24 protein-coding genes are annotated in these 24,499 nt (G+C 56.1%); 15 read left to right on the top strand and 9 right to left on the bottom strand.

All coding sequences use genetic code 11. The features are described 5' to 3' along the window. Positions 1–29: 29 nt before the first annotated feature. Entirely contained in the window at positions 30–503 is a 474-nt protein-coding gene (gene greB, locus UR504_RS17600; RefSeq protein ID WP_133295259.1) for a transcription elongation factor GreB, read from the bottom strand. 232 nt (positions 504–735) lie between these two features. On the opposite strand from greB, the gene ompR reads away from it, so the two are divergent. Then, positions 736–1,455, top strand: coding sequence for a two-component system response regulator OmpR (gene ompR / locus UR504_RS17595; protein ID WP_001157751.1), 720 nt, complete (start codon positions 736–738; stop codon positions 1,453–1,455). Continuing rightward, a complete protein-coding gene (gene envZ, locus UR504_RS17590; RefSeq protein WP_008503047.1) occupies positions 1,452–2,798 on the top strand; it encodes a two-component system sensor histidine kinase EnvZ in 1,347 nt (448 codons plus the stop codon). Before ompR ends, envZ begins: the two co-directional genes overlap by 4 nt. Before the next feature lie 66 nt (positions 2,799–2,864). Here envZ and pckA read toward each other — a convergent pair whose 3' ends face one another. From pckA to UR504_RS17565, 5 genes are all read right to left on the bottom strand, one after another. After that, positions 2,865–4,484, bottom strand: coding sequence for a phosphoenolpyruvate carboxykinase (ATP) (gene pckA, locus UR504_RS17585; protein WP_274241111.1), 1,620 nt, complete (start codon positions 4,482–4,484; stop codon positions 2,865–2,867). Between the two features lie 360 nt (positions 4,485–4,844). Beyond that, the gene (hslO, locus tag UR504_RS17580) at positions 4,845–5,729 is read right to left on the bottom strand and encodes an Hsp33 family molecular chaperone HslO (protein WP_161495995.1); all 885 of its coding nucleotides are present in this window, start codon (positions 5,727–5,729) and stop codon (positions 4,845–4,847) included. A 17-nt stretch (positions 5,730–5,746) separates the two neighbouring features. Continuing rightward, on the bottom strand, positions 5,747–6,148 hold the full coding sequence (gene hslR, locus UR504_RS17575) for a ribosome-associated heat shock protein Hsp15 (RefSeq protein ID WP_302237718.1): 402 nt from the start codon (positions 6,146–6,148) through the stop codon (positions 5,747–5,749). Beyond that, the gene (gene yrfG / locus UR504_RS17570; RefSeq protein WP_127732494.1) at positions 6,145–6,828 is read right to left on the bottom strand and encodes a GMP/IMP nucleotidase; all 684 of its coding nucleotides are present in this window, start codon (positions 6,826–6,828) and stop codon (positions 6,145–6,147) included. The genes hslR and yrfG overlap by 4 nt, the downstream gene beginning before the upstream one ends. Positions 6,829–6,894: 66 nt before the next feature. Further along, the gene (locus tag UR504_RS17565; RefSeq protein ID WP_115876853.1) at positions 6,895–9,030 is read right to left on the bottom strand and encodes an intracellular growth attenuator family protein; all 2,136 of its coding nucleotides are present in this window, start codon (positions 9,028–9,030) and stop codon (positions 6,895–6,897) included. Between the two features lie 324 nt (positions 9,031–9,354). On the opposite strand from UR504_RS17565, the gene nudE reads away from it, so the two are divergent. Continuing rightward, positions 9,355–9,915, top strand: coding sequence for an ADP compounds hydrolase NudE (gene nudE / locus UR504_RS17560; RefSeq protein ID WP_008503041.1), 561 nt, complete (start codon positions 9,355–9,357; stop codon positions 9,913–9,915). Positions 9,916–9,995: 80 nt separating this feature from the next. On the opposite strand, the gene mrcA is transcribed toward nudE, so the two are convergent. Beyond that, positions 9,996–12,548 (bottom strand): peptidoglycan glycosyltransferase/peptidoglycan DD-transpeptidase MrcA, encoded by a 2,553-nt coding sequence (mrcA, locus tag UR504_RS17555; RefSeq protein WP_111963766.1) that lies wholly within the window; start codon positions 12,546–12,548, stop codon positions 9,996–9,998. Between the two features lie 120 nt (positions 12,549–12,668). Here mrcA and pilM point away from each other — a divergent pair, with 120 nt between their 5' ends. From pilM to trpS, 12 genes are all read left to right on the top strand, one after another. Next, the gene (pilM, locus tag UR504_RS17550) at positions 12,669–13,445 is read left to right on the top strand and encodes a pilus assembly protein PilM (RefSeq protein WP_127732488.1); all 777 of its coding nucleotides are present in this window, start codon (positions 12,669–12,671) and stop codon (positions 13,443–13,445) included. Then, a complete protein-coding gene (locus tag UR504_RS17545) occupies positions 13,442–13,936 on the top strand; it encodes a PilN domain-containing protein (RefSeq protein WP_271369608.1) in 495 nt (164 codons plus the stop codon). Before pilM ends, UR504_RS17545 begins: the two co-directional genes overlap by 4 nt. A gap of 105 nt (positions 13,937–14,041) precedes the next feature. Next, entirely contained in the window at positions 14,042–14,395 is a 354-nt protein-coding gene (locus tag UR504_RS17540; RefSeq protein WP_240741469.1) for a HofO, read from the top strand. Further along, positions 14,385–14,789, top strand: a complete 405-nt coding sequence (locus tag UR504_RS17535; RefSeq protein ID WP_133295253.1) for a HofP DNA utilization family protein — start codon at positions 14,385–14,387, stop codon at positions 14,787–14,789. The genes UR504_RS17540 and UR504_RS17535 overlap by 11 nt, the downstream gene beginning before the upstream one ends. Continuing rightward, on the top strand, positions 14,701–15,939 hold the full coding sequence (gene hofQ, locus UR504_RS17530) for a DNA uptake porin HofQ (protein WP_302237729.1): 1,239 nt from the start codon (positions 14,701–14,703) through the stop codon (positions 15,937–15,939). The genes UR504_RS17535 and hofQ overlap by 89 nt, the downstream gene beginning before the upstream one ends. A 286-nt stretch (positions 15,940–16,225) precedes the next feature. Beyond that, the gene (gene aroK / locus UR504_RS17525; protein ID WP_003861630.1) at positions 16,226–16,747 is read left to right on the top strand and encodes a shikimate kinase AroK; all 522 of its coding nucleotides are present in this window, start codon (positions 16,226–16,228) and stop codon (positions 16,745–16,747) included. Between the two features lie 57 nt (positions 16,748–16,804). Beyond that, complete coding sequence (gene aroB, locus UR504_RS17520; RefSeq protein WP_302237732.1) at positions 16,805–17,893, top strand: 3-dehydroquinate synthase; 1,089 nt, start codon at positions 16,805–16,807, stop codon at positions 17,891–17,893. Between the two features lie 92 nt (positions 17,894–17,985). Next, positions 17,986–19,287, top strand: coding sequence for a cell division protein DamX (damX, locus tag UR504_RS17515; RefSeq protein WP_302237735.1), 1,302 nt, complete (start codon positions 17,986–17,988; stop codon positions 19,285–19,287). A gap of 67 nt (positions 19,288–19,354) precedes the next feature. Then, the gene (gene dam / locus UR504_RS17510; protein ID WP_111963774.1) at positions 19,355–20,167 is read left to right on the top strand and encodes an adenine-specific DNA-methyltransferase; all 813 of its coding nucleotides are present in this window, start codon (positions 19,355–19,357) and stop codon (positions 20,165–20,167) included. 41 nt (positions 20,168–20,208) lie between these two features. Further along, positions 20,209–20,886: a ribulose-phosphate 3-epimerase gene (rpe, locus tag UR504_RS17505; protein ID WP_024907923.1), complete on the top strand. Its 678-nt coding sequence runs from the start codon at positions 20,209–20,211 to the stop codon at positions 20,884–20,886. Further along, positions 20,879–21,640, top strand: a complete 762-nt coding sequence (gene gph, locus UR504_RS17500; RefSeq protein WP_111963775.1) for a phosphoglycolate phosphatase — start codon at positions 20,879–20,881, stop codon at positions 21,638–21,640. Before rpe ends, gph begins: the two co-directional genes overlap by 8 nt. Further along, complete coding sequence (trpS, locus tag UR504_RS17495; protein ID WP_115876864.1) at positions 21,633–22,637, top strand: tryptophan--tRNA ligase; 1,005 nt, start codon at positions 21,633–21,635, stop codon at positions 22,635–22,637. Before gph ends, trpS begins: the two co-directional genes overlap by 8 nt. A gap of 144 nt (positions 22,638–22,781) precedes the next feature. Here trpS and UR504_RS17490 read toward each other — a convergent pair whose 3' ends face one another. Both UR504_RS17490 and cysG read right to left on the bottom strand, forming a co-directional pair. Beyond that, positions 22,782–22,952: a YhfL family protein gene (locus tag UR504_RS17490; protein ID WP_127732476.1), complete on the bottom strand. Its 171-nt coding sequence runs from the start codon at positions 22,950–22,952 to the stop codon at positions 22,782–22,784. Between the two features lie 143 nt (positions 22,953–23,095). Beyond that, the gene (cysG, locus tag UR504_RS17485) at positions 23,096–24,469 is read right to left on the bottom strand and encodes a siroheme synthase CysG (protein ID WP_302237749.1); all 1,374 of its coding nucleotides are present in this window, start codon (positions 24,467–24,469) and stop codon (positions 23,096–23,098) included. Between the last annotated feature and the right edge of the window lie 30 nt (positions 24,470–24,499).

Below are 24,499 nucleotides of genomic sequence, written 5' to 3'. Positions count from 1 at the left end.
AAATGCCAGCCGGGGAGGGCGCTCTCGGACTATTTTACGTAGATGATCTCATTGACGTACCAGCTGGCTTCACCAGCTGGAGTCTGAACGATGGCCAGATCGCCCACTTCCTTTTTCAGCAGCGCGCGGGCCATCGGGGAGTCGATGGAGATGTAATCCTTACGACCAAAAATTTCATCGTAGCCGACAATGCGAAAACGCAGGGTGTCACCATCGTCGTTTTCAATCTCCACCCACGCGCCGAAGAACACTTTGCCCTCCTGCTGCGGAGAGTAATCGACAATTTTAAGATTCTCGAGGCACTTCGTCAGATAGCGAACCCGGCGGTCAATTTCGCGTAGCCGCTTTTTGTTGTACTGGTAGTCAGCGTTTTCGCTGCGATCGCCCAGGCTTGCCGCCCAGGTCACCTTTTTGGTTACTTCAGGACGCTCTTCGCGCCAGAGGTAATCCATCTCTTTTTTGAGCTTTTCGTACCCTTCGCGGGTGATCAGGGGCGTTTTCATGGTAAAGCCTTTGCTGCCTGCCGGTTAACTGTCTTGCGCACAATACGTACCACACAGTGTAACAGACAGGATTAATAATGATTTATGTGATGAAATGAGCAGATAAGCTGCTGTTAAATATGCTTTGTAACAATTTCGACTAGAATTTATACCAGAATTAACTGGTCGAATACGTGCACTTTTTTAGAATACGCTGTTACAAAGACTATCCGAACCTTTGGGAGTACACACAATGCAAGAGAACTACAAAATTCTGGTCGTGGATGACGACATGCGCCTGCGTGCGCTGCTGGAACGTTATCTGACCGAGCAGGGCTTCCAGGTTCGTAGCGTCGCGAACGCTGAGCAGATGGACCGTCTGCTGACCCGTGAATCTTTCCACCTGATGGTTCTCGACCTGATGCTGCCTGGCGAAGACGGGCTTTCTATTTGCCGCCGTCTGCGCAGCCAGAGCAACCCGATGCCGATTATCATGGTGACGGCGAAGGGCGAGGAAGTTGACCGTATCGTGGGCCTCGAAATCGGCGCGGACGACTACATTCCAAAACCGTTTAACCCGCGTGAACTGCTGGCACGTATTCGCGCCGTGCTGCGCCGTCAGGCGAACGAGCTGCCGGGCGCGCCGTCGCAGGAAGAAGCCGTTATTGCCTTCGGCAAGTTCAAGCTGAACCTCGGCACGCGCGAAATGTTCCGTGAAGACGAGCCGATGCCGCTCACCAGCGGCGAGTTTGCGGTCCTGAAAGCGCTGGTCAGCCACCCGCGTGAACCGCTTTCCCGTGACAAGCTGATGAACCTGGCGCGCGGTCGCGAATACTCCGCAATGGAACGCTCTATCGACGTGCAGATCTCCCGTCTGCGCCGCATGGTGGAAGAAGATCCGGCGCATCCTCGTTATATTCAGACCGTATGGGGTCTGGGCTACGTGTTCGTCCCGGACGGCTCTAAAGCATGAGGCGAATGCGCTTCTCGCCGCGAAGCTCGTTTGCCCGCACCCTGTTACTGATCGTCACCCTGCTGTTCGTCAGCCTGGTGACGACCTACCTGGTGGTGTTGAACTTTGCGATCCTGCCGAGCCTCCAGCAGTTCAATAAGGTCCTGGCCTACGAAGTCCGTATGCTGATGACCGATAAACTGCAGCTGGAGGACGGCACGCAGCTCGTCGTTCCCCCGGCGTTTCGCCGTGAAATCTATCGTGAACTGGGCATTTCGCTCTATTCCAACGAAGCGGCGGAAGACGCTGGCCTGCGCTGGGCGCAGCACTACGAATTCCTAAGCCAGCAGATGGCGCAGCAGCTGGGCGGTCCAACGGAAGTGCGCGTTGAGGTCAACAAAAGCTCGCCCGTCGTCTGGCTGAAAACCTGGCTGTCACCCAATATTTGGGTTCGCGTTCCGCTGACCGAAATCCATCAGGGCGATTTCTCACCGCTGTTCCGCTATACCCTGGCGATTATGCTGCTGGCGATAGGCGGCGCGTGGCTATTTATCCGTATACAGAACCGACCTCTGGTCGACCTGGAGCACGCTGCGCTGCAGGTCGGTAAAGGGATTATTCCTCCTCCGCTGCGTGAGTATGGCGCCTCGGAAGTCCGTTCAGTGACGCGCGCCTTTAACCATATGGCGGCAGGCGTGAAGCAGCTGGCGGATGACCGTACGCTGCTGATGGCGGGCGTCAGCCACGACCTGCGCACGCCGCTAACGCGTATTCGTCTGGCGACGGAGATGATGGGAGAAGAGGACGGTTACCTTGCCGAGTCCATCAATAAGGACATTGAAGAGTGTAACGCCATCATTGAGCAGTTCATCGACTACCTGCGCACCGGGCAGGAGATGCCAATGGAGATGGCGGATCTGAACGCGGTGCTGGGCGAAGTCGTGGCGGCGGAAAGCGGCTACGAGCGCGAGATTGATACCGACCTTCAGGCCGGTGAAATTCAGGTTCGTATGCATCCGCTCTCCATTAAACGTGCGGTCGCCAACATGGTGGTTAACGCGGCGCGCTACGGCAACGGCTGGATTAAGGTCAGCAGCGGGTCTGAGCTCAACCGCGCCTGGTTCCAGGTGGAAGACGACGGTCCGGGCATCAAGCCCGAGCAGCGTAAGCATCTGTTCCAGCCGTTTGTGCGCGGCGACAGCGCGCGCAGCACCAGCGGTACGGGCTTAGGCCTGGCGATTGTGCAGCGTATTGTGGATAACCATAACGGACTGCTGGAGATTGGTACCAGCGAGCGGGGTGGGTTGAGCATTCGCGCCTGGCTGCCGGTTCCGGTGACGCGAGGGCAGGTGAAAGAGAGTTGAAAAAAGGGTGGCACGAGCCACCCTTTTTTGTAGGTCGGGTAAGGCGAAGCCGCCACCCGACATGGACTACAGTTTTGGACCCGCACTCACCAGCGCAGCACCCGCTGGGGTATCGGTATACTTCTCGAAGTTCTCGATAAACAGCTTCGCCAGCGATTCCGCCTTCTCGCGCCACTGCTCCGGAGAACCGTACGTGTTGCGCGGGTCGAGGATATGTGTATCCACACCCGGCAGCGACGTTGGGATCGCCAGGTCAAACATTGGCAGCGTGAAGGTTTCGGCGTCGTCCAGAGAACCATCCAGAATGGCGTCGATAATGGCGCGGGTATCTTTGATAGAGATACGTTTGCCGGTGCCGTTCCAGCCGGTGTTCACCAGGTATGCCTGCGCGCCGGATGCCTGCATGCGTTTCACCAGCACTTCAGCGTACTGCGTCGGGTGCAGCGACAGGAAGGCCGCGCCGAAGCAGGCGGAGAAGGTTGGGGTTGGCTCCGTCACGCCGCGCTCTGTACCCGCCAGCTTGGCGGTGAAGCCGGAAAGGAAGTGGTACTGCGTTTGGCTGGCCGTCAGGCGAGACACCGGAGGCAGAACGCCGAACGCATCCGCCGTCAGGAAAATAACCTTCGTGGCATGACCCGCTTTTGACACCGGCTTCACGATATTGTCGATGTGGTAGATCGGGTATGAGACGCGGGTGTTTTCCGTTTTCGACGCATCGTCGAAGTCGATGGAGCCGTCGGCACGCACGGTGACGTTTTCCAGCAGCGCATCGCGACGGATAGCGTGGAAGATATCCGGCTCGGCCTCTTCAGACAGGCGAATGGTCTTCGCGTAGCAGCCGCCTTCAAAGTTGAATACGCCGTCGTCATCCCAGCCGTGTTCGTCATCGCCAATCAGGCGACGTTTTGGATCGGTGGACAGGGTGGTTTTCCCGGTGCCGGACAGGCCGAAGAATACCGCCACGTCGCCTTTTTCACCGACGTTAGCCGAGCAGTGCATGGAGGCGATACCGCGCAGCGGCAGCAGGTAGTTCATGACCGAGAACATCCCTTTCTTCATTTCGCCGCCGTACCAGGTACCGCCGATCAGCTGGATACGCTCGGTCAGGTTGAAGGCCACAAAGTTTTCGGAGTTCAGACCCTGCTCTTTCCACTGTGGGTTGGTGCATTTCGCACCGTTCATCACGATGAAATCAGGGGCGAAGTCCTGCAGCTCTTCGTCGGTTGGACGAATAAACATATTTTTCACGAAATGCGCCTGCCAGGCCACTTCGGTGATAAAACGCACGGAGAGACGGGTATCGGCGTTAGCGCCGCAGAAAGCGTCGACAATAAACAAACGCTTGCCGGAAAGTTGATGGGTGACGAGCCCTTTCAGGTGCTGCCAGGTTTCCGGGGAGAGCGGTTTGTTGTCGTTCTTCCCTTTGCCCTTGTCAGCCCACCACAGCGTATCGCGGGTGGTTTCGTCTCGGACGATATACTTATCTTTCGGCGAACGACCGGTAAAAATACCGGTATCGACGGCGATAGCACCAAGATTTGTCAACACACCACGCTCGTATCCTTCCAGTGCTGGATTGAGCTCTTCCTGATACAGCGTATCGTAGTCGGGGTTGTAGACGATTTCCTGGACGTCGTGAATACCATAAGCCTTGAGATCTTGCGGGGTTAAACCAGTAACACGCATATCACTGCTCCTTAGCCAATATGTACTGCCTGAAATTGTAGGGTTTTTCTGAGGTTGTTTACCGCGACGGGGCTCATAGATTCACGCATCTGGACAAAACCCTTACTAACGGAAAACGCTGCGACTCCAGTCACGGCGCAGGCGGATTATCGCAGGAATCGCTTTTTGGGTGGGGAAAATGTTCCGAAAAGGTTAAAGGCTGGTGATTTTATCGGAAAGAATGTGAATGTAATCGCATACACGTAAGAAAATTACGTAAGAGTTACATTGGGAAAACGATTCAGCTTGGGTGGAGTTTTTTACCCCTCAACCCAGCCCTCTCCCAAAGGGGAGAGGGTTAGGGTGAGGGGAAAGAGAGCTTTAGTGAACCTGCGGATCCGCCGGGGAGGCGTTATTGCGGATCTCAGCGATATCCATCGAATTGAATACATAGTGCGTACCGCAGTAGTCACAGTGCATATCAATTTCGCCGTCTTCCGCCATGATGCTGTCGATCTCTTCATCCGGCAGGGTTTTCAGTGCGCCAGCGCAACGCTCGCGTGAGCACGTGCACTTGAACTCCACGGACTGCGGGTCGTAGACGGTCACTTCTTCTTCGTGGTACAGACGCCACAGCACGTCGGTCGCCGACAGGTTGAACAGCTCTTCCGCCTTGATGGTTTCGGTCAGCGTCGCCAGGTGCTCAAAATCATTGGTCTGAGCGTCCTGGGCAGGCAGAACCTGCAGCAGCATACCGCCCGCAGCAGGCTGGCCGTCCACTTCACCGGTGCGGATGAACAGACGCGTCGGCAGCTGCTCGGAGCGCATGAAGTAATCTTCCAGGCAGGCTGCCAGGGTATCGCCTTCCAGACCGACCACGCCCTGATAGCGCTCACCTTCCTCTGGGGAGATGGTGATCACCAGGTAGCCGTTACCTACCAGCGTTTTGAGGTCAGCATTTTCTGGCACGTCGCCCTGAACGCGCGCCACGCCGCGCATCTGCTGCTGGTTATTGCCGTTGATGACCGCCAGCGTCATCGGGCCGTCGCCCTGCAGCTGCACGGTGATATCCCCGGCAAACTTCAGCGTTGCGGTAAGCAGGCTGGTGGCAACCAGCAGTTCGCCCAACAGGGTCTTCACCGGCAGCGGGTAATTGTGGTTTTCCAGAATCTGTTTCCAGGTTTCGGATACGGTGACCAGCTCGCCGCGCACGGCGAATTGTTCAAACAGATAGCGGTGTAATTGGTCGTGTTGGGCCATTTTCATCTCTCGTGCGGGTGAGGTTAATCAGTCTCACCGTGTTTAAATTTCATCAGATCGCGGCGCTCTTTTTTGTCCGGCCGCCGGTCCGGGTGTGGCATCGTCAGCGCGTTCATTTTGCGCGCCAGCGCGGTCTTCTCGCGCTTTTCAATGCTCTCCGCCGTCTCTTCATAAAGCATTAGGGCTTCCGCTGCGGGTCGACGTTGTTCGGTAATGGCTTTAACCACCACCGTACGTTCATCGTTGCCCTGACGCAGCGTTAAGGTGGCATTCAGCTCAACCATCTTGCTCGGCTTGCTGCGCTGGCCGTTGTAATGCACTTTTCCGCCGTCTACCATCTCGCGGGCAAGGGCGCGCGTTTTATAAAAACGCGCTGCCCACAGCCATTTATCCAGTCTTACCCCGTCTGAGGGTTTTTCTTTCATGGCGTCTCCTTCACGGTCAGTGAGGGGATCATCTGGCGATAGTCGTTCAGTCCCGGGTGGCGCAGATAGCTTTTTTCAGCCAGGCCAGAGTCAGGATTGGTGACGCCCAGACAGTAGCGAATGCCAAACCTTGCGGCAGAATCCAGAATGGGCTCGCTGTCATCAATGAACAACGTACGTTCCGGCTGCAAACCCGTCTCTTCCTTCACCGCATGCCACAACCGCTGATCCTCTTTCGGATAACCAAATGTGTGGGTGGAAAGTAATAAATCAAGGTGCGACGCCAGACCCGTATGTTCCAGCTTCACCGCCAGATTATGTGGATGCGCGTTGGTCAGCAAGATACGACGCTTGCCGCTTGCTTTCAGCGCATCCAGAAAGGGCAATGTATCTTCGCGCAGAACGGCGCGCGGGCCCTGGGCGGTAGTCATGGCACAAATATCCAGACCGAGGCGCTCGCTCCAGTAGTCAAGACAGTACCAGTTTAGCGTATGTTGCACGGCGCTATATTGTGAACGAATGAATGCCTGCGCTTCTGCCGGGGAGATCCCCTGCTGTTCGCCATAGGTTTCTGGAACCAGCGTTTGCCAGAAATAGTTATCAAAGGCGAGATCGAGCAGCGTGCCGTCCATATCCAGCAGAACGGTATCAACCTCCTGCCAGGCGATATCAAGATGCATTAGGGGAACTCCAGCCAGAAGAAACGTGCGCGACAGGGTAGCACATCTTGTCGCGCAACGACGTTATCAGATCAGGCTCTCAGACGAGGGGATCAGCTTAGGATTGAGGCAGTTTTCGTAATATTGCTGGATGTCGGCAAGCCGCGTGCGCGAGCGCTGGTAGCGGCGCAGGGCCATAAAACCGTTCCAGAAAATGGCGATCAGCATCGCGGTCATCAGCAGCGAGGTGCCGATGTAGCGCCACAGCCCAGCGCTATCCGGCATCCGGTGCAGGCCGATATGGCGAGTGCCGTTGGCGTCGGTATAAATACTCGTGACAATCCCTTCTGCGCTGAACGGCGTTTGCATCAGCATCTGCGCCAGGCGCTGGAATTGGCTCCACTGCTCCTGCGCCGGATAATCATAAAGCGCCACCTGCGGATAAGGCTGATCGACCAGGTCGCTGCCCTCATCGCTTGCAATTACAAAGCCGCCCGGTGCCGGGCTGTTCAGCGCCTGAGCCGCACGGGTGGTCTCGCGCATCATGAACGGTGACGTCGAGGTGGCGACCAGGTTATCAAGAGATTCAGCGCTAACCGGCCGCAGCAGCACGTTGACGCCATCCAGCCGTCCCGCTTCGGCGCGTTTCACCAGCGAGTCCCAGTCTTTACTGTTCCCGAGGTTTACCAGGGCATTTTTAAGACGTATGCACTCATCCTGAGAGGAACAAAGATCCTGCGTTTTCAGGACGATGTCACCAAAATCATCCAGCAGAACCATGCCTGATTTTTGAATGGCCGAACGCAGTGCGGGACTAACGCGTGAATCATCGTCCGGTTTCGGGTGCAGCTGGCGGTTAACCGTCTGGGTAAGAGCCGTGGCTTTATTCACGACTTCGGATTCCGGCAGCGGCAGCGGCGGTGCGTCGTTCCAGATAATTTGTGAGCAATCGAACGGCATAAACGGTGAGTTCTGGCGCATGTTCCACGCCCCCGGGGTGTGAATATTACACATCCCGGTTCCCTTCAGGCGCAGCGTGTCCCCCACGCGCACACCGGCTTCATCCAGTTTGTTGACGCTGGTCGCTTCAATGGTTTGCGCCCCTTTGATCCACGACAGGGTGAATTTAATGGGCATATCCAGCGGCACGAAAAGCAGCAGCATGACTAAGACCAGCGCGGCGCCGCCGGCAATGACCGTGCTGCGAAGCCAGTGCTGAAGCGGAAAATTTTTCACTTCATCATGCAGGGATAAGAAGCGCCCCTGACGCACAACGTGGCGGTCAAGGTAGATATCAATATCGGTTTTCTGCCCCAGGTCCTGCGCGATCCACGGTTGCCAGTGGCGCGGGTAGATCAGGTCGATAATACCGAGCGAGATATTGTTGAGATGTTCCTGATCGTTTTCACCGAAGAGGCCCCAGCGCTTTGGCGTTCCGCGCAGGCAGTGGATTTCGCGCAACGAGGTTTTGGCCGGTGGGGCAAAGAGCCCCCAAAGCCCGCCCGCCAGCAGCAGAACCGCACCGCCAGCCAGCCAGGGGACAAACACATCCGGCGTGAGGAGGCAGATAAAAAAGAGCAGGAAGGCAGCAACGATCAGAATGGCTTCGCGGATGCCGTCCGGGCGGCTCAGAGCGTACTCTTCATGGGTTTCCTGGCGAATATTCAGCAGTTCAATCTGCTCAGTCTCTTCGCCACGAATGGAGGCCTGCGTTGAACTGGCGCGTTCCAGCGCAAAACGAGGGGCTTCCTGAAGGTATTCATTCAGCGTATGGCCGTTAAGCGAGATAACCAGGGGCAACGAGTCGGTGTGAATCAGCTCAACGCTGTTTTCGTCGTTAATGTATTGCTCCCAGGACGGGGGCAGATGCACTTCGACGGAATCAAGGTAATAGCGCCATTTGTTAGGGTCATCAGTAGTGATGCCATAGCGCGTGATGGAGCGCGTCACGCAGAGCACGGTATCACTTTGTGCATTAAGATTTAGCGCGACGGGCGCAGCGGTGGCTCCCGTTGGCCCAGGCGTTAACTGAGTACGGTTCAGGATTTCGAGATAGTTTTCAACCGCATCGCGCTCGTCTTGCGTAAGTTTACGCGTGCTCGCACCCGCAAATGCATTTAAAAAGGGCAGGCGATAACGGCGCTGTACGCGGCGCCTGTACAACCACCCTGCAACCAACGCACCGGCCAGCATAGCAGCGAGAACAATCAAAATGGTGCTCATGCTTTCCCCATCTTACTTATCTTCTTACAGGTGTAGTCAGTAGCACCTTTACATTGAATGAGAGTCTGTGGTTGGCTATCGGCAAGTATGGAGTCGAACTTGAGCATTCTGAAGCGCATCCCAGTGACCGGTGATGATAGCAAAGCCTGTTATGGCGCGATATCAGCAAATTCCTGGAAACATTTCAACCTCTTGACATTTGTTTTGAATTGAGGATTGATCCCAAATACGTTGCATAAATGTAAATAAAGAACAATTGACATTGCCGAAACCGTGCAGCGTATCGCACAATAACGCCAGTTCTCACTGCTAAGACCCATCAAGATGAGCAAACCACTACAAAAACCCACCATTCTGAATGTTGAAACTGTCGCCAAATCGCGCCTGTTTAATGTCGAAAGTGTGGATCTGGAGTTCAGCAACGGTGTGCGTCGCGTTTATGAACGTATGCGCCCTTCTTCGCGCGAAGCGGTGATGATTGTTCCCATTGTCGACGATCATCTGATTTTGATCCGCGAATACGCTGTGGGAACGGAATCTTACGAGCTCGGGTTCTCGAAAGGGCTTATCGACCCGGGTGAAACCGTCTTTGAAGCGGCAAACCGCGAGCTGAAAGAAGAGGTGGGGTTCGGGGCTAATGAGCTTTCATTCCTGAAAAAGCTGAGCATGGCACCGTCCTATTTTTCCAGCAAAATGAATATTGTGGTGGCTGAAGATCTCTATCCTGAATCGCTGGAAGGGGATGAGCCGGAGCCGTTGCCGCAGGTTCGCTGGCCGTTAGCCCACCTGATGGATCTGCTGGAAGACCCTGACTTTAATGAGGCCCGCAACGTGAGCGCGCTGTTCCTGGTACGGGAGTGGTTGAAGGGGCAGGGGCGACTGTAGGCCATAAAAAAAGCCGGGTGGCGACTTCGCCTTACCCGGCCTACGATGCTTTGCCCGGTTTTTACCGGGCATTCTTATTTTTAGAACAGCTCGTGCGTTTCGCCGTTATCGATAATCTCTGTACCCACCTCGTGCACCGCCTGTGTGGTAGGCTGGGTGCCCTCAATGAAATACTCTTCGCGACTATTACCGCCGTTGGCAAGCTGACCGGTGCTGCGGTCGATATTGACCGTCACCACGCCTGGCGGCGGCGTTAACGGCTGCTCCGGCACACCTTCAAGAACGGACTTCATGTAGGCATCCCAGGCCGGCTGCGCGCTCTTCGCTCCGCCTTCGTAGCCGGAAATCTGATCCTTAATCGCGCCGGATGCCGTGGTACGACCTAAATCACGGCGGTGATCGTCGAAGCCGATCCAGACTGATGTCACCACGCCCGGGCCGTAGCCGGAGAACCACGCATCTTTCGAGCTGTTGGTTGTCCCCGTTTTACCGCCGATATCATGGCGCTGCAAATCACGACCTGCGCGCCAGCCGGTACCCTGCCAGCCCGGTTCACCGAAGATGTTGGTGTTCAGCGCGCTCTTAATCAGGAACGACAGCGGCGTGTTGATCACATGCGGTGCGTACTCCTGCGCGCCGGTCTGCGCCACCAGCGCCTGGTTCGCCTGCTCGAGCTGCGGCTGTGGCACAACGCCGTTCTGCTGCTCCTGCGACACGGCAGGGTCTTCCATGTCCTTATTCTCAAGCACCTCGGATTTCGGCGTATTGCCGTAAATGACCGGAATATCGCAGTCAGGGCAGGCAATTTTCGGCTTCGCTTCGAACAGTACGCCGCCCTGATCGTTCTCGATTTTACTGATGAAGTACGGGTCAACCAGGAAGCCGCCGTTAGCCATCACCGAGTACCCGCGGGCGACCTGAAGCGGCGTAAAGGAGGCTGAGCCTAACGCCAGCGACTCGGTGCGAACGATGTTCTGTGCCGGGAAACCAAAGCGTTGCAGATATTCTGCGGCATAGTCGACGCCCATCGCGCGCATGGCGCGCACCATCACCACGTTTTTCGACTGCCCCAGACCCTGACGGAGACGAATAGGACCGGCATACTCCGCAGGGGAGTTCTTCGGCTGCCAGTCGGAACCCGCACCGGCATCCCAGCGGGAGATTGGCACGTCGTTGAGGATGCTGGCGAGGGTCAGTCCCTTATCCATCGCGGCCGTGTAGAGGAACGGTTTGATATTGGAACCGACCTGACGCAGCGCCTGCGTGGCGCGGTTAAATTTGCTCTGGTTGAAATCAAATCCACCGACCAGGGCCAGGATCGCACCGTTCTGTGGATTGATAGAGACCAGGGCCGAGTTGACGTCCGGCACCTGTGCCAGCCACCAGGCTTCGCCTACTTTGCGCACCCAGATTTGCTGCCCGGTCTGAACTGCATCGGTCACTTTACGCGGCGTTGCGCCCTGTAGGGTATCCGAGCGGTACGGACGCGCCCAGCGGACACCGTCCATGCGCAGAGAGACGGAGGTGCCGTCCGCGAGCGTCGCAACGGCTTCCTGAGGATCGGCCTGCGTTACCACGGCAGGCAGGAGCGGACCATAGGTTGGCAGCGCCTTCAGCGTACTGGTGATTTTTTTGCTATCCCACGCGCTTTCGCCCACTTTCCAGAGCACGTTTGACGGGCCGCGATAGCCGTGACGCATATCGTAGTCCATCACGTTGTTCCTTACCGCTTCCTGAGCCGCCTGCTGGACTTTGCGGGTGACGGTGGTGTACACGCGATAGCCATCTTCATAGGCCTTGTCACCATAGCGATTCACCATCTCCTGGCGAACCATTTCGGTCAGGTAAGGAGATGCAAAGGCGATCTCAGGGGCGTGGTAGTTAGCGTCAATGACATCGTTACGCGCCTGGTCGTATTCGCTCTGGCTGATGTAGCCTTCGCTCAGCATACGTGACAGGACGACGTTGCGACGCGCGGTGGCGCGATCGAGCGAGTAAAGCGGGTTAAACGTGGATGGTGCTTTTGGCAGCCCGGCTATGGTGGCCATTTCGCTTAAGGTGAGTTGCTCAACAGGCTTGCCGAAGTACACCTGTGCGGCAGCCCCCACGCCATAGGCGCGGTAGCCCAGGTAGATTTTGTTGAGGTACAGCTCAAGGATTTCGTCTTTGCTCAGCAGCTGCTCAATACGGATCGCAAGAAACACCTCTTTGATCTTACGTATTAGCGTTTTTTCAGGGCTGAGGAAGAAGTTACGCGCCAGCTGCTGCGTAATGGTGCTCGCCCCCTGAGAGGCGTGACCAGAGAACAACGCAATGCTCGCGGCACGGAAAATTCCCACCGGATCGACACCGTGGTGCTCGTAAAAACGGCTGTCCTCCGTGGCGATAAAGGCTTTCACCATCACGGGTGGAATTTGGTTTAAGGTCAGCGGAATACGGCGCTTCTCGCCATACTGCGCCATCAGCTCGCCATCGGCGCTATAGACTTGCATCGGGATCTGGAGGCGCACATCGCGAAGCGTGGCGACATCAGGCAGCTGTGGCTCAATATATTTGTACAAACCGTAAATCGAGCCTGCTCCCAACAGAATGCAACAGACTGCAAGGATGAATAAATACTTTACGAACTTCACCGGAGATTTCCCATTTGGTTTCACTTGGGCAGTTTCTAAACAATCGCGCGGTAGTATAAAGGCAAGCCTGATTCATTGATATAGCCGTCAAGACGACGGGCGATAAGGAGATCGTGAAGCATGGCTTTCAAAATATGGCAAACGGGCGTTCATATTCAACAGGATAGGGTGCGAATCGTCTCGTTGGCCCGGGAGAGGTCTGGCTGGTGCTTACGCCGCTGGTGGGCGATACCTCTGGCCGAAGGTATCATTCGTGACGGCAAAATTTGTCAGCCAGAACAGATGGTTGATGCGTTACGCGACTGGCGAAAAACGCTGCCCCACTACCACCGCGTGTTCCTCTCTTTCCCGGCAGCACGCACCCTGCAGCGGTCGCTTCCCCTTCCGGCCGCTGCGCTGCGCGACAGCGAGCAGCTCACATGGCTCGGTGCGGCGCTCGCGCGAGAACTGGAGATGTCTGCCGAAACGCTCTGTTTCGATTACGCGCAGGATACCTTCAGCAATACCTTTCACGTGACTGCCGCGCAAAATAACGAGGTCGACACCTTACTGGCGCTGGCGAAAACGCTGCGTTTGCGGCTGGTAACCATTACTCCGGATGCCAGCGCGCTGGCGAATCTTCTTCCTGCGGTGGCACCAGCGAAATGCATCGCCTGGCGGGACGATCGGCAGTGGCTCTGGGCTATGCGCCACCAGTGGGGACGCCGCTTAACTACCGAAGCAGAAAGCATGGCTGAGCTGGCGGCGCTGCTGGCTCTTGGGCCGGATGACATCGCGCTGTTTGATAGCCGACGTGACCCGTGGGAAATCCTGGAACGTTACCATGCTCCATTACCGGACTGCGGCGCTGATTATACCGTTGCGCTGGCTTTGGCCATGAGCGAGGTGCCCGCATGAGCATCATGAACTTTCTGCCGTGGCGACAGCAGCGGCGCTCGCGATGCCTGCGCTTCTGGGGCGCAATGTGTGTCGGCACAGTGCTGTTGCTGTTCGTGACCATTTTCTGTCTGCGGATCAACCATCTCGTGAAGCTGCGCGCACTGCAAACGGATCTGACGGGAATGCAGGCCGTGCAGCACGCGCTTGTCGCCCGGCAAAGACTGACCGCACAGGCGCAGATGCCCGTGCAGACCCTGCAACAACGGGCATGGCAACCGGTGCTGGAATCCCTTTCCCGCGCCGTTCCGGCACAGGTCTGGCTGACGGAGTTGCGCTATCAGCCCCCTGCTCTGATGCTGAGCGGGTATGCCATAACCCTGCCGGCCCTGTCTGCTCTGCGCGATGCGCTTGGCCTAATAGCGGATTTTACGCCCGGGACGACGGGTGAGCTTCGGCAGGACAGCCAGGGGCGATGGATGTTCACCCTTCATCTTAAAAGCGAGGGGTAACGCGTGGATACCCTGTTAGAACGCTGGTGCGAAAGCAGTCCCTTGAATCGGGTGCTCTTCTGGTTTCTGGCGAGCCTCCTGGCTGGACTGGCAGCGTGGGGCACCATGCTCAGACCGGTAGACGGGCAGAGTGCCGAACGACAACGCCAGCTGATTCAGGACGTGAGGACGAATGCAGCGTTATGGTCTGCCGTCAGAAAGACGCCGTTTCGTCCGAAAATAACGGAAGCACTGGAGAAGACGCCGTTCTCCCCGCTCGATTTTCAGGGCGATGACGCGACGCTCGTTCACTGGAAGCCGCTACAGAACGGAGGAGAACTGATGCTGGAGGTTGAGTGGCAGGCTATCCCGGCGCTTTTTTCCCGGCTGGCGCAGCGGGATGTGCAGATCGCCGCTTTCGCGATTACACCACATGGCACAGCGTTGCGCCTGCGGCTGGAGCTAGAACATGCGAAATAGCACGCGATGTTTGCTGGTTTGCTCTGCGCTGCTACTAACCGGTATGCGCGATCCCTTTCACCCGCCGGACGATCCCTGCGCCATTGCCGAGCTGGCGCAGTGGCACTATCGCGGCATGGTGGGAGGACAGCAGGCTATCGGCATTTTACAGGATGGGCAAAAGCGCTGGTATCGGCTGAAAACGCATGAGCGCTTTCCGGAAGGCTGGACGATAACAACCATCAATGAAACGGAACTGGTTGTTGATGTGGGTGACACATGTGAACCAGGAAAATGGACGTGGCAACGAGAAGGAACGGATAAGAATGAATTTACGGATAATGCTGTGGCTGCTGGCGTTCAGCCATCCGCTGTGGGCCGCCGCGCCAAAACCGGTCACGCTGGTGGTGGATGACGTTCCTGTAGCCCAGGTACTACAGAGTCTGGTTGCCCAGGAGAATAGAAATCTGGTGATATCGCCTGATGTCGGCGGCACGCTTTCGCTCAATCTGAAGCGCGTCCCCTGGCGACAGGCATTACAGACGGTTGTCTCCAGCGCTGGCCTCGTTTTGCGAGAGGAGGGCGGCATTTTTTATGTGTATACCGCGGCCTGGCAGCGTGAACAGCAGGAACGCTCGGAACAGGAGCGGGCCCGAAGACAGCTTGATGCGCCGCTGGTGTCTCACAGCATCGCTTTTTCCTATGCCGATGCCGGAGAGCTGCAGAAAGCCGCGGAAAAACTCCTGAGTCCAAAGGGGAGTTTATCCGTCGACACGCGTACCAACCGGCTGCTGATTCGGGATAACCAGACGGTGGTGGAGACTCTACAGCGCTGGGCCGCCCAGATGGATATTCCCGTCGAACAGGTCGAGCTGGCGGCGCACATTGTGACCATTAATGAAAAAAGCCTGCGCGAGCTAGGGGTGAAGTGGAATCTCGCCGACGCCACCGACGCGGGCAAAGTTGGACAGCTCACCACGCTTGGCAGCGATCTTTCCGTTGCCAGCGCCACCAGCCACGTGGGTTTTAACATCGGACGGATCAATGGTCGGCTGCTTGATCTGGAACTCTCTGCGCTGGAGCAAAAACAGCAGGTCGATATTATCGCCAGCCCGAGGCTTCTGGCCTCGCATATGCAACCAGCCAGCATCAAGCAGGGGAGTGAGATCCCGTATCAGGTCTCAAGCGGTGAAAGCGGGGCGACCTCAGTTGAGTTTAAGGAGGCGGTATTAGGCATGGAGGTCACGCCGGTGGTGTTGCCGGGGGGACGCGTGCGCCTGAAATTACACATCAGCGAAAATATGCCGGGACAGGTTCTGCAGCAGGCCGATGGCGAAACGCTGGCTATCGACAAGCAGGAGATAGAAACCCAGGTGGAGGTAAAAAGTGGAGAAACGCTGGCGTTGGGCGGAATATTTTCCCAGAAGAACAAAACTGGCACTGACAGCGTACCGGGGCTTGGGAGCATCCCCTGGATTGGATCGCTTTTTCGCCATGACGGGAAAGACAACGAAAGGCGTGAATTAGTGGTGTTTATTACGCCACGTCTGGTCGGTATTCGCTGACGGGTAACGATCCCCGCAATGATTTTGCATTCAGTTTGTTGCAGATGTTTGACGTGGGGCATGAATTAGCATACAAGGAGTACCGATTTGAGTTGGACTTACGTCTTATTACCTTATGCGCCCGACGCGGTGATTTAATCAGTTGCCAAACAAGCCGGAGTATTGAGATAATTTTTAGTCTGACTCTCGCTCTATTGCATATGAGGTTTCAGTTCATGTCCTGCTACGCTGGGTGTCTGCGAAGCGGGGATTACCATTAACGAATAGTCTTAGTAGTACCGATAAAATGGCAGAGAAACGCAATATCTTTCTGGTTGGGCCTATGGGTGCCGGCAAAAGCACTATTGGGCGTCAGTTAGCTCAACAACTCAATATGGAATTTTACGATTCTGATCAAGAGATTGAGAAACGAACCGGAGCTGATGTGGGCTGGGTTTTCGATGTAGAAGGCGAAGAAGGTTTCCGTGACCGAGAAGAAAAAGTGATCAACGAACTCACGGAAAAACAGGGCATCGTTCTGGCAACAGGCGGCGGTTCTGTGAAATCTCGCGAAACCCGTAACCGTCTCTCCGCCCGTGGCGTAGTGGTCTATCTTGAGACGACTATCGAGAAACAGCTGGCACGTACGCAGCGCGATAAAAAGCGCCCGCTGCTGCAGGTTGAAACGCCACCACGCGAAGTTCTGGAAGCATTGGCCGATGAACGCAATCCGCTGTATGAAGAGATTGCCGATGTGACCATTCGTACTGACGACCAGAGCGCTAAAGTGGTTGCAAACCAGATTATTCATATGCTGGAAAGCAACTGATTCTGGCTTTATATACACTCGCCTGCGGGTAAAAGCATTAAAGGTGGATGTCGCGTCATGGAGAGGATTACAGTTACTCTCGGGGAACGTAGTTACCCTATCACCATCGCGGCTGGTTTGTTTAACGACCCAGCTTCCTTTTTACCACTGAAAGCGGGTGATCAGGCGATGCTGGTCACCAATGAGACGCTGGCTCCGCTTTATCTCGACCGCGTACGCCACCTGCTTGAGCAGGCGGGCGTAAAAGTCGACAGTGTGATTCTCCCCGATGGCGAGCAGTATAAAAGCCTGACGGTACTGGATACCGTCTTTACCGCATTGCTGCAAAAACCGCACGGTCGCGATACAACACTGCTTGCCCTGGGCGGCGGTGTTGTGGGCGATCTGACCGGCTTTGCGGCCGCAAGCTATCAGCGCGGCGTCCGTTTTATTCAAATCCCAACCACGTTGCTGTCCCAGGTCGACTCCTCTGTGGGTGGCAAAACGGCAGTCAACCATCCGCTCGGCAAAAACATGATTGGCGCGTTCTACCAGCCTGCATCGGTGGTGGTGGATCTCGACTGTCTGAAAACCCTGCCGAAGCGCGAACTGGCTTCGGGTCTGGCGGAAGTGATCAAATACGGCATTATTCTGGATGGCGAGTTCTTTGTCTGGCTTGAAGAGAATATGGATGCGTTGCTGGGCCTGAATGAGGCTAAACTGGCATACTGCATTCGTCGTTGCTGTGAGCTGAAAGCAGAAGTTGTCGCTGCAGACGAGCGTGAAACGGGCTTACGTGCTTTACTGAATCTTGGGCATACGTTTGGCCACGCCATTGAAGCCGAGATGGGTTACGGCAACTGGCTGCACGGTGAAGCCGTCGCGGCCGGTATTGTCATGGCAGCGCGCACCTCTGAACGCCTCGGACAGTTCAAACCGGAAGAGACGGCACGTATCATTGCGCTGCTTGAACGTGCAGGTTTGCCGGTGACCGGGCCGCAGGAGATGTCGGCGCAAGCGTATTTACCCCACATGATGCGCGATAAAAAAGTATTGGCAGGTGAGATGCGTCTTGTACTCCCGCTTGCAATAGGGAAGAGTGAAGTGCGCGGCGGAGTGCCGCACGATGTCGTTCTTGGCGCTATCGCTGATTGTCAGCAGGCGTAACAACTAGAAAGGTCAGGCCACTGTCGCAGGTGGTCGTTTAGCTTCAGGTGAAATGCAAAGTCGTTGGCATAAGCCTTTGAGTGGGGTGTTAAATGGATGAATTCAAACCAGAAGACGAGCTGAAACCCGATCCCAGCGATCGTCGTACTGGTCGTTCTCGTCAATCTTCAGAACGTGATAACGAGCCGCAGATCAACTTTGACGATGTTGATCTGGATGCAGACGATCGTCGCCCTTCGCGCAGCCGCAACGCGCACGAAGAGCGAGCAGAAGAGGATTATGAGTCCGAAGAAGATTCAATGGACGAACAGCCTGTAGAGCGTCGCCCGCGTAAACGTAAAAAAGCTGCTGCGCCGAAACCGGCTTCCCGCCAGTACATTATGATGGGCCTTGGCGTTCTGGTGCTTGTGCTGCTGATTGTCGGCATTGGCTCCGCGCTTAAAGCACCGTCAACGAACTCAACCGAGCAAACGGCTTCCGCTGAGAAGAGCATCAACCTTTCCGGTAACGATGCGTCCAATCAGGCGAATGGTGCACAGCCTGCACCGGGAGCGACTTCCGCAGAGCAGACCGCAGGCAACACCACAGCGCCGCAGGATGTTTCTCTGCCGCCCGTTTCTTCAACCTCTGCTCAGGGCCAGGCACCTGCTACGCCTGAAGGTCAGCAGCGCGTAGAAGTTCAGGGAGACCTGAACAATGCGCTGACGCAGCCGCAGAACCAGCAGCAGGTTGATAACGTCGTGGTTAACTCCACGCTGCCAACCGAGCCGGCAACCGTTGCCCCGATTCGCGGTGGTAACGCCCAACCACAAACGGCTGCGACGGAAACCAAACCGCGCCAGACGCAAACTGCGACACGTCCTGAACGTAAGCAGGCGGTGATTGAGCCTAAGCGTGAAACCAAACCTCAGTCAGTAGTCAAAGCGCCTGAAGTGAAAGCCGTACCGGCACAGCCTAAACATACTGAAACGGCGGCGGTGAGCGAGCCTGCTAAAGCGCCAGTCACTCAGACCGCACCGAAAGCAACAGCGACCACCACGGCACCGGCTGCCACAGCTGCGCCTGCAGCAACGGCAACAGCCTCCAGCGCCACAGCAGGCAAAACGGCAGGTAACGTTGGCTCGCTGAAGTCTGCGCCATCCAGCAACTACACCCTGCAGCTGAGCAGTTCGTCTAACTATGACAACCTCAACAGCTGGGCGAAGAAATCAAATCTGAAAAACTATGTTGTTTATCAGACGACCCGTAACGGTCAACCGTGGTACGTGCTGGTCAGCGGCGTGTATTCGTCCAAAGATGAAGCGAAACGTGCTGTAGCGGCACTGCCAGCTGATGTTCAGGCGAAAAACCCCTGGGCGAAGCCGATTCATCAGGTTCAGGCCGATCTGAAGTAATGTTTAAAGCGCAGGATGCTGTCGGAGCTTTCTCCACAGCCGGAGAAGGTGTAATCAGTTAGTCAGCATGAAAAAAAATCGCGCTTTTCTGAAATGGGCAGGGGGGAAATACCCCCTGCTCGATGATATTAAAAAACACCTGCCTGAAGGCGAGTGTCTAATCGAGCCTTTCGTGGGTGCAGGATCGGTGTTCCTCAACACCGATTTTTCTCGTTATATCCTGGCGGATATCAACAACGATCTTATCAGCCTCTATAACATCGTTAAGCTGCGTACCGAAGAGTATGTCGCAGAGGCGCGCAAGCTGTTTACGCCAGAGAACAACACCCCTGACGTCTACTATCAGTTCCGCGCGGAGTTTAATCAGAGCCAGGATCCATTCCGCAGAGCGCTGCTATTCCTCTATCTCAACCGTCATGGTTACAACGGCCTGTGCCGGTATAATCTTCGTGGGGAATTTAACGTGCCGTTTGGTCGCTATAAGCGCCCGTATTTCCCGCAGGACGAGCTGTATCACTTTGCCGAAAAAGCGCAGAACGCTGAGTTTCATTGCCTCTCCTATGAAGAGTGTATGGAGCTGGCAGGCGTAAACTCGGTGGTTTACTGTGATCCGCCTTACGCACCATTGTCTGCAACGGCGAATTTCACCGCTTATCACACCAACAGCTTCAGCCCGGCTGAACAGGCTCGTCTGGCTGAGATGGCGGAAAAGCTGGTCAGCAAAAGAATTCCGGTGTTAATTTCAAATCACGACACGCCTGATACGCGCGAATGGTACAAAGCCGCGAAGCATTTTCAGGTTAAGGTGCGGCGTAGCATTAGCAGCAACGGCGGCACGCGTAAAAAGGTGGACGAACTTCTGGCTCTTTATCGCCCCTGAGCCGTTTTGCCCGCCGGTAAACACATTTCAAGGAGAAGCGGATGAAACAGTTTTTGATTGCTCCCTCAATTCTGTCGGCCGATTTTGCCCGCCTGGGTGAAGACACTGCCAAAGCTCTCGCGGCTGGTGCAGATGTTGTCCATTTCGACGTTATGGACAACCACTACGTCCCTAATCTGACCATTGGCCCAATGGTGCTCAAAGCATTACGTAACTACGGCATTACCGCCCCGATCGACGTTCATCTTATGGTGAAGCCTGTTGATCGCATCGTGCCTGACTTCGCCGCAGCGGGTGCCAGCATCATCACTTTCCATCCGGAAGCCTCTGAACACGTAGACCGCACGCTGCAGCTGATCAAAGAGAACGGTTGTAAAGCGGGCCTGGTGTTTAACCCGGCCACGCCGCTGAGCTATCTCGATTATGTCATGGATAAACTGGACGTGATCCTGCTGATGTCTGTTAACCCGGGCTTTGGCGGTCAGTCGTTTATCCCCCATACGCTGGATAAGCTGCGTGAAGTACGCCGTCGCATTGATGAATCAGGTTACGATATTCGTCTGGAAGTGGACGGCGGTGTGAAAGTGAATAACATTGGTGAAATTGCGGCGGCAGGTGCGGATATGTTCGTTGCCGGTTCAGCCATTTTCGACCAACCGGATTACAAAAAAGTCATTGATGAAATGCGCCGCGAGCTGGCGAAGGTAAGTCATGGATAAATTGCAGGCAATTCGGGGTATCGCATTTGACCTCGACGGCACGCTGGTCGACAGCGCGCCGGGCTTAACGAGCGCCGTAGACCAGGCGCTGTACGCGCTTGAACTTCCCGTTGCGGGTGAAGAGCGTGTCGTCACGTGGATTGGCAACGGGGCCGATGTTCTGATGGAGCGCGCGTTGACGTGGGCGCGTCAGGAGCGTGCGTCACAGCGTTCCGCCCAGGGTAAACCGAGCGTCGATCACGCGGATATCCCGCAGGAAGAGCAGCTGCGTATTCTGCGCAAACTGTTCGATCGTTTCTATGAAGAGACGGTCGAAGAGGGCAGCTTCCTGTTCCCGGACGTTCAGGAAACGCTGAGCGCGCTGTCCGCGAAGGGCATTCCGCTGGGACTGGTGACCAACAAACCGACACCTTTTGTCGCACCTCTGCTGGAAGCGCTCGATATCGCGAAGTATTTCTCCGTGATTGTGGGCGGCGACGACGTGCAAAATAAAAAGCCCCATCCGGAACCGCTGCTGCTGGTGGCAGGAAAATTATCCTTAACGCCTGCGGAGCTGCTCTTTGTCGGCGATTCACGCAATGATATTCTGGCTGCCCGCGCGGCTGGATGTCCTTCCGTGGGGTTAACCTATGGCTACAACTACGGTGAAGCCATCACGCTGAGTGAGCCGGACGTTGTTTTCGACCACTTCAAAGATTTGTTGCCCGCTCTCGGGCTTTCGCACAGTGAAAATCAGGAATTGAACAATGACTAAGCCCATCGTTTTTAGTGGCGCACAGCCTTCAGGTGAATTGACCATTGGTAACTACATGGGTGCGCTACGTCAGTGGGTCAGCATGCAGGATGAGTACCATTGCATTTACTGCATCGTCGATCTCCATGCGATTACCGCGCGTCAGGATCCTGAGAAGCTGCGTAAAGCCACGCTGGACACCCTGGCGCTGTACCTGGCCTGCGGCATCGATCCTGAGAAGAGCACCATTTTCGTTCAGTCCCACGTGCCGGAGCACGCGCAGCTGGGCTGGGCGCTGAACTGCTACACCTATTTCGGCGAGCTGAGCCGCATGACCCAGTTCAAGGATAAATCTGCCCGCTACTCTGAAAACATCAACGCCGGACTGTTCGACTATCCGGTGCTGATGGCGGCAGACATCCTGCTGTATCAAACCAACCAGGTGCCGGTGGGTGAAGACCAGAAGCAGCACCTGGAGCTGAGCCGTGACATCGCCCAGCGCTTTAACGCGATCTATGGCGATGTGTTTAAAGTACCTGAGCCATTCATTCCGAAGTCCGGCGCGCGCGTCATGTCGCTGCTTGAGCCGACCAAGAAGATGTCCAAGTCTGACGATAACCGCAATAACGTTATCGGCCTGCTGGAAGATCCAAAATCGGTGGTGAAAAAACTCAAGCGCGCGGTCACGGACTCCGACGAGCCGCCAGTTGTGCGCTACGACGTGCAGAACAAAGCGGGCGTCTCCAACCTGCTCGATATCCTCTCCGGTGTGACCGGTCAGAGCATCCCTGAGCTGGAAAAACACTTCGAAGGCAAGATGTACGGCCACCTGAAAGGCGAAGTGGCAGATGCCGTTTCCGGCATGCTTACTGAGCTGCAGGAGCGTTATCACCGCTACCGTAACGACGAAGCTTTCCTGCAGAAAGTGATGAAAGAGGGCGCGGAAAAAGCCAGCGCGCGCGCGTCCGAAACCCTGAAAGCGGTGTACAACGCGATTGGGTTTGTTGCGAAGCCTTGAGTCTGCTTGCCGGGTGTCGCTAACGCTTACCCGGCCTACAGGATCGTGTAGGTCGGGTAAGGCAAAGCCGCCACCCGAAAAAAAACACACTCTCCAAAACTAAAAAAACCGGGACATCCCGGTTTTTTTACGCCTGTAAAACGCTTACTGCTGTGCCGCCGGACCGCAACCACCGATGATCTTCGAAATGGAGATCGCCGGGTGCAGCAGGTAATCATAGCTGCAGTTATTTTTGGTGTTCTGTACATGACCGGTACAGGCAGTCAGAGTCGATAACAGGCCAACCAGAACGGCGACCTTTGCCAGTTTGAACATACGCATTCCTTGTCTTAAAAACGAAAGTTAGATGTATATCAGGGGAATAAAGGGGAAAGTTCCACTTCGGGGCAGTATGTTATCGACAGCGGTAAGAGGGGAGTAGTCCGTATAGGGACTACTCCGGAAAGGAAGAATATGCGTTAGTGATTCGAGAACCAGTTCAGCTTATCGCGCAGCTCAACCACGCGGCCCACCACGATCAGCGCCGGGCTTTCGACCTGCTGCGCCAGCTCGCCTAGCTGCGTCAGCACGCCATCCACCACGCGCTGCGTAATGGCGGTGCCGTTTTCGACCAGCGCGACGGGCATATCCGCATTCATACCGTGCTCCAGCAGCTTCGCCTGAATCGTGGCGGCCTGGTTTAGCCCCATGTAGAACACCAGCGTCTGCTTTTCAGCGGCCAGGTTATGCCAGTCCAGCTCGCTGCCGGTTTTAAGATGCCCCGTCACCAGACGCACGCTTTGGGCGTAGTCGCGGTGGGTCAGCGGAATGCCAGAGTACGCTGAACAGCCGGATGCCGCCGTAATGCCCGGCACGACGGAGAAGGGAATACCCGCGTCACAGAGAGTTTCCAGCTCCTCGCCGCCGCGACCAAAGATAAACGGATCGCCACCCTTAAGGCGCACTACGCGTTTACCTTTCTGCGCCTCGCGCAGAAGGATCTGGTTAATCTCCTCCTGCGGCACGCAGTGGTAGCCCGCCCGTTTGCCCACGAAGACGCGGTCGGCATCGCGGCGCACCAGGTTCATAATGTCATCGGAGACCAGGCGATCGTAAACCACGGTATCGGCCTGCTGGATCTGCTGTAGCCCTTTTAGCGTCAGCAAGCCCGCATCGCCGGGGCCTGCGCCCACCAGCACCACTTCACCGCGGTGATCCAACGGCTCGCTCAGCAGCTGTTCGGTGGTCTCTTCAACGGCTTTGGTGTCCTGATTCGCCAGCGACTGCGCCAGCCTGTCGTTCACAAAGAATTTTTCCCAGAAGCGACGACGCTCGCCCATGGTCGAAAAGGTTTGCTTCACGCGGGAGCGGAGCTGCCCGGCGTAATGCGCAATCTGACCAAGATGCTGCGGCAGCAGGGCTTCCAGCTTTTCCCGCAGCAGGCGGGCGAGAACCGGGGAGCGTCCGCCGGACGATACGGCTATCATCAACGGCGAGCGGTCGATAATCGACGGCATGATGAAGCTGGCCTCTTTCGGCGCATCCACCACGTTGCAGAAAATTCTGCGCGCTTCGCAGGCATCGCTCACGCGCTGATTCACTTCATCGTCATCCGTCGCTGCAATGGTCAGCCAGCAGGTATCCAGCAGGGACTCATCAAACTCTCCCTGTTTCAGCGTGAGCATCCCTTCCTGAGCCCAGACCTCAAACTGTGGGGCGAAGGCAATGGCGTTAACGGTCAGTCGGGCGCCAGCCTCTAACAGCAGGCGCGCTTTACGCTCGGCCACGTCGCCGCCGCCCACTAGCAGGCAGTCGCGGTTGCGTAATTGACAAAAAATCGGCAGGTGATCCACGACGTTACCTCGCAGCATTCATGGAGGGAG

It is taken from the genome of Enterobacter sp. 241F3, from assembly GCF_034106785.1.
GTDB lineage: Bacteria > Pseudomonadota > Gammaproteobacteria > Enterobacterales > Enterobacteriaceae > Enterobacter > Enterobacter vonholyi.
This window is presented reverse-complemented; position numbering and strand designations above follow the sequence as displayed.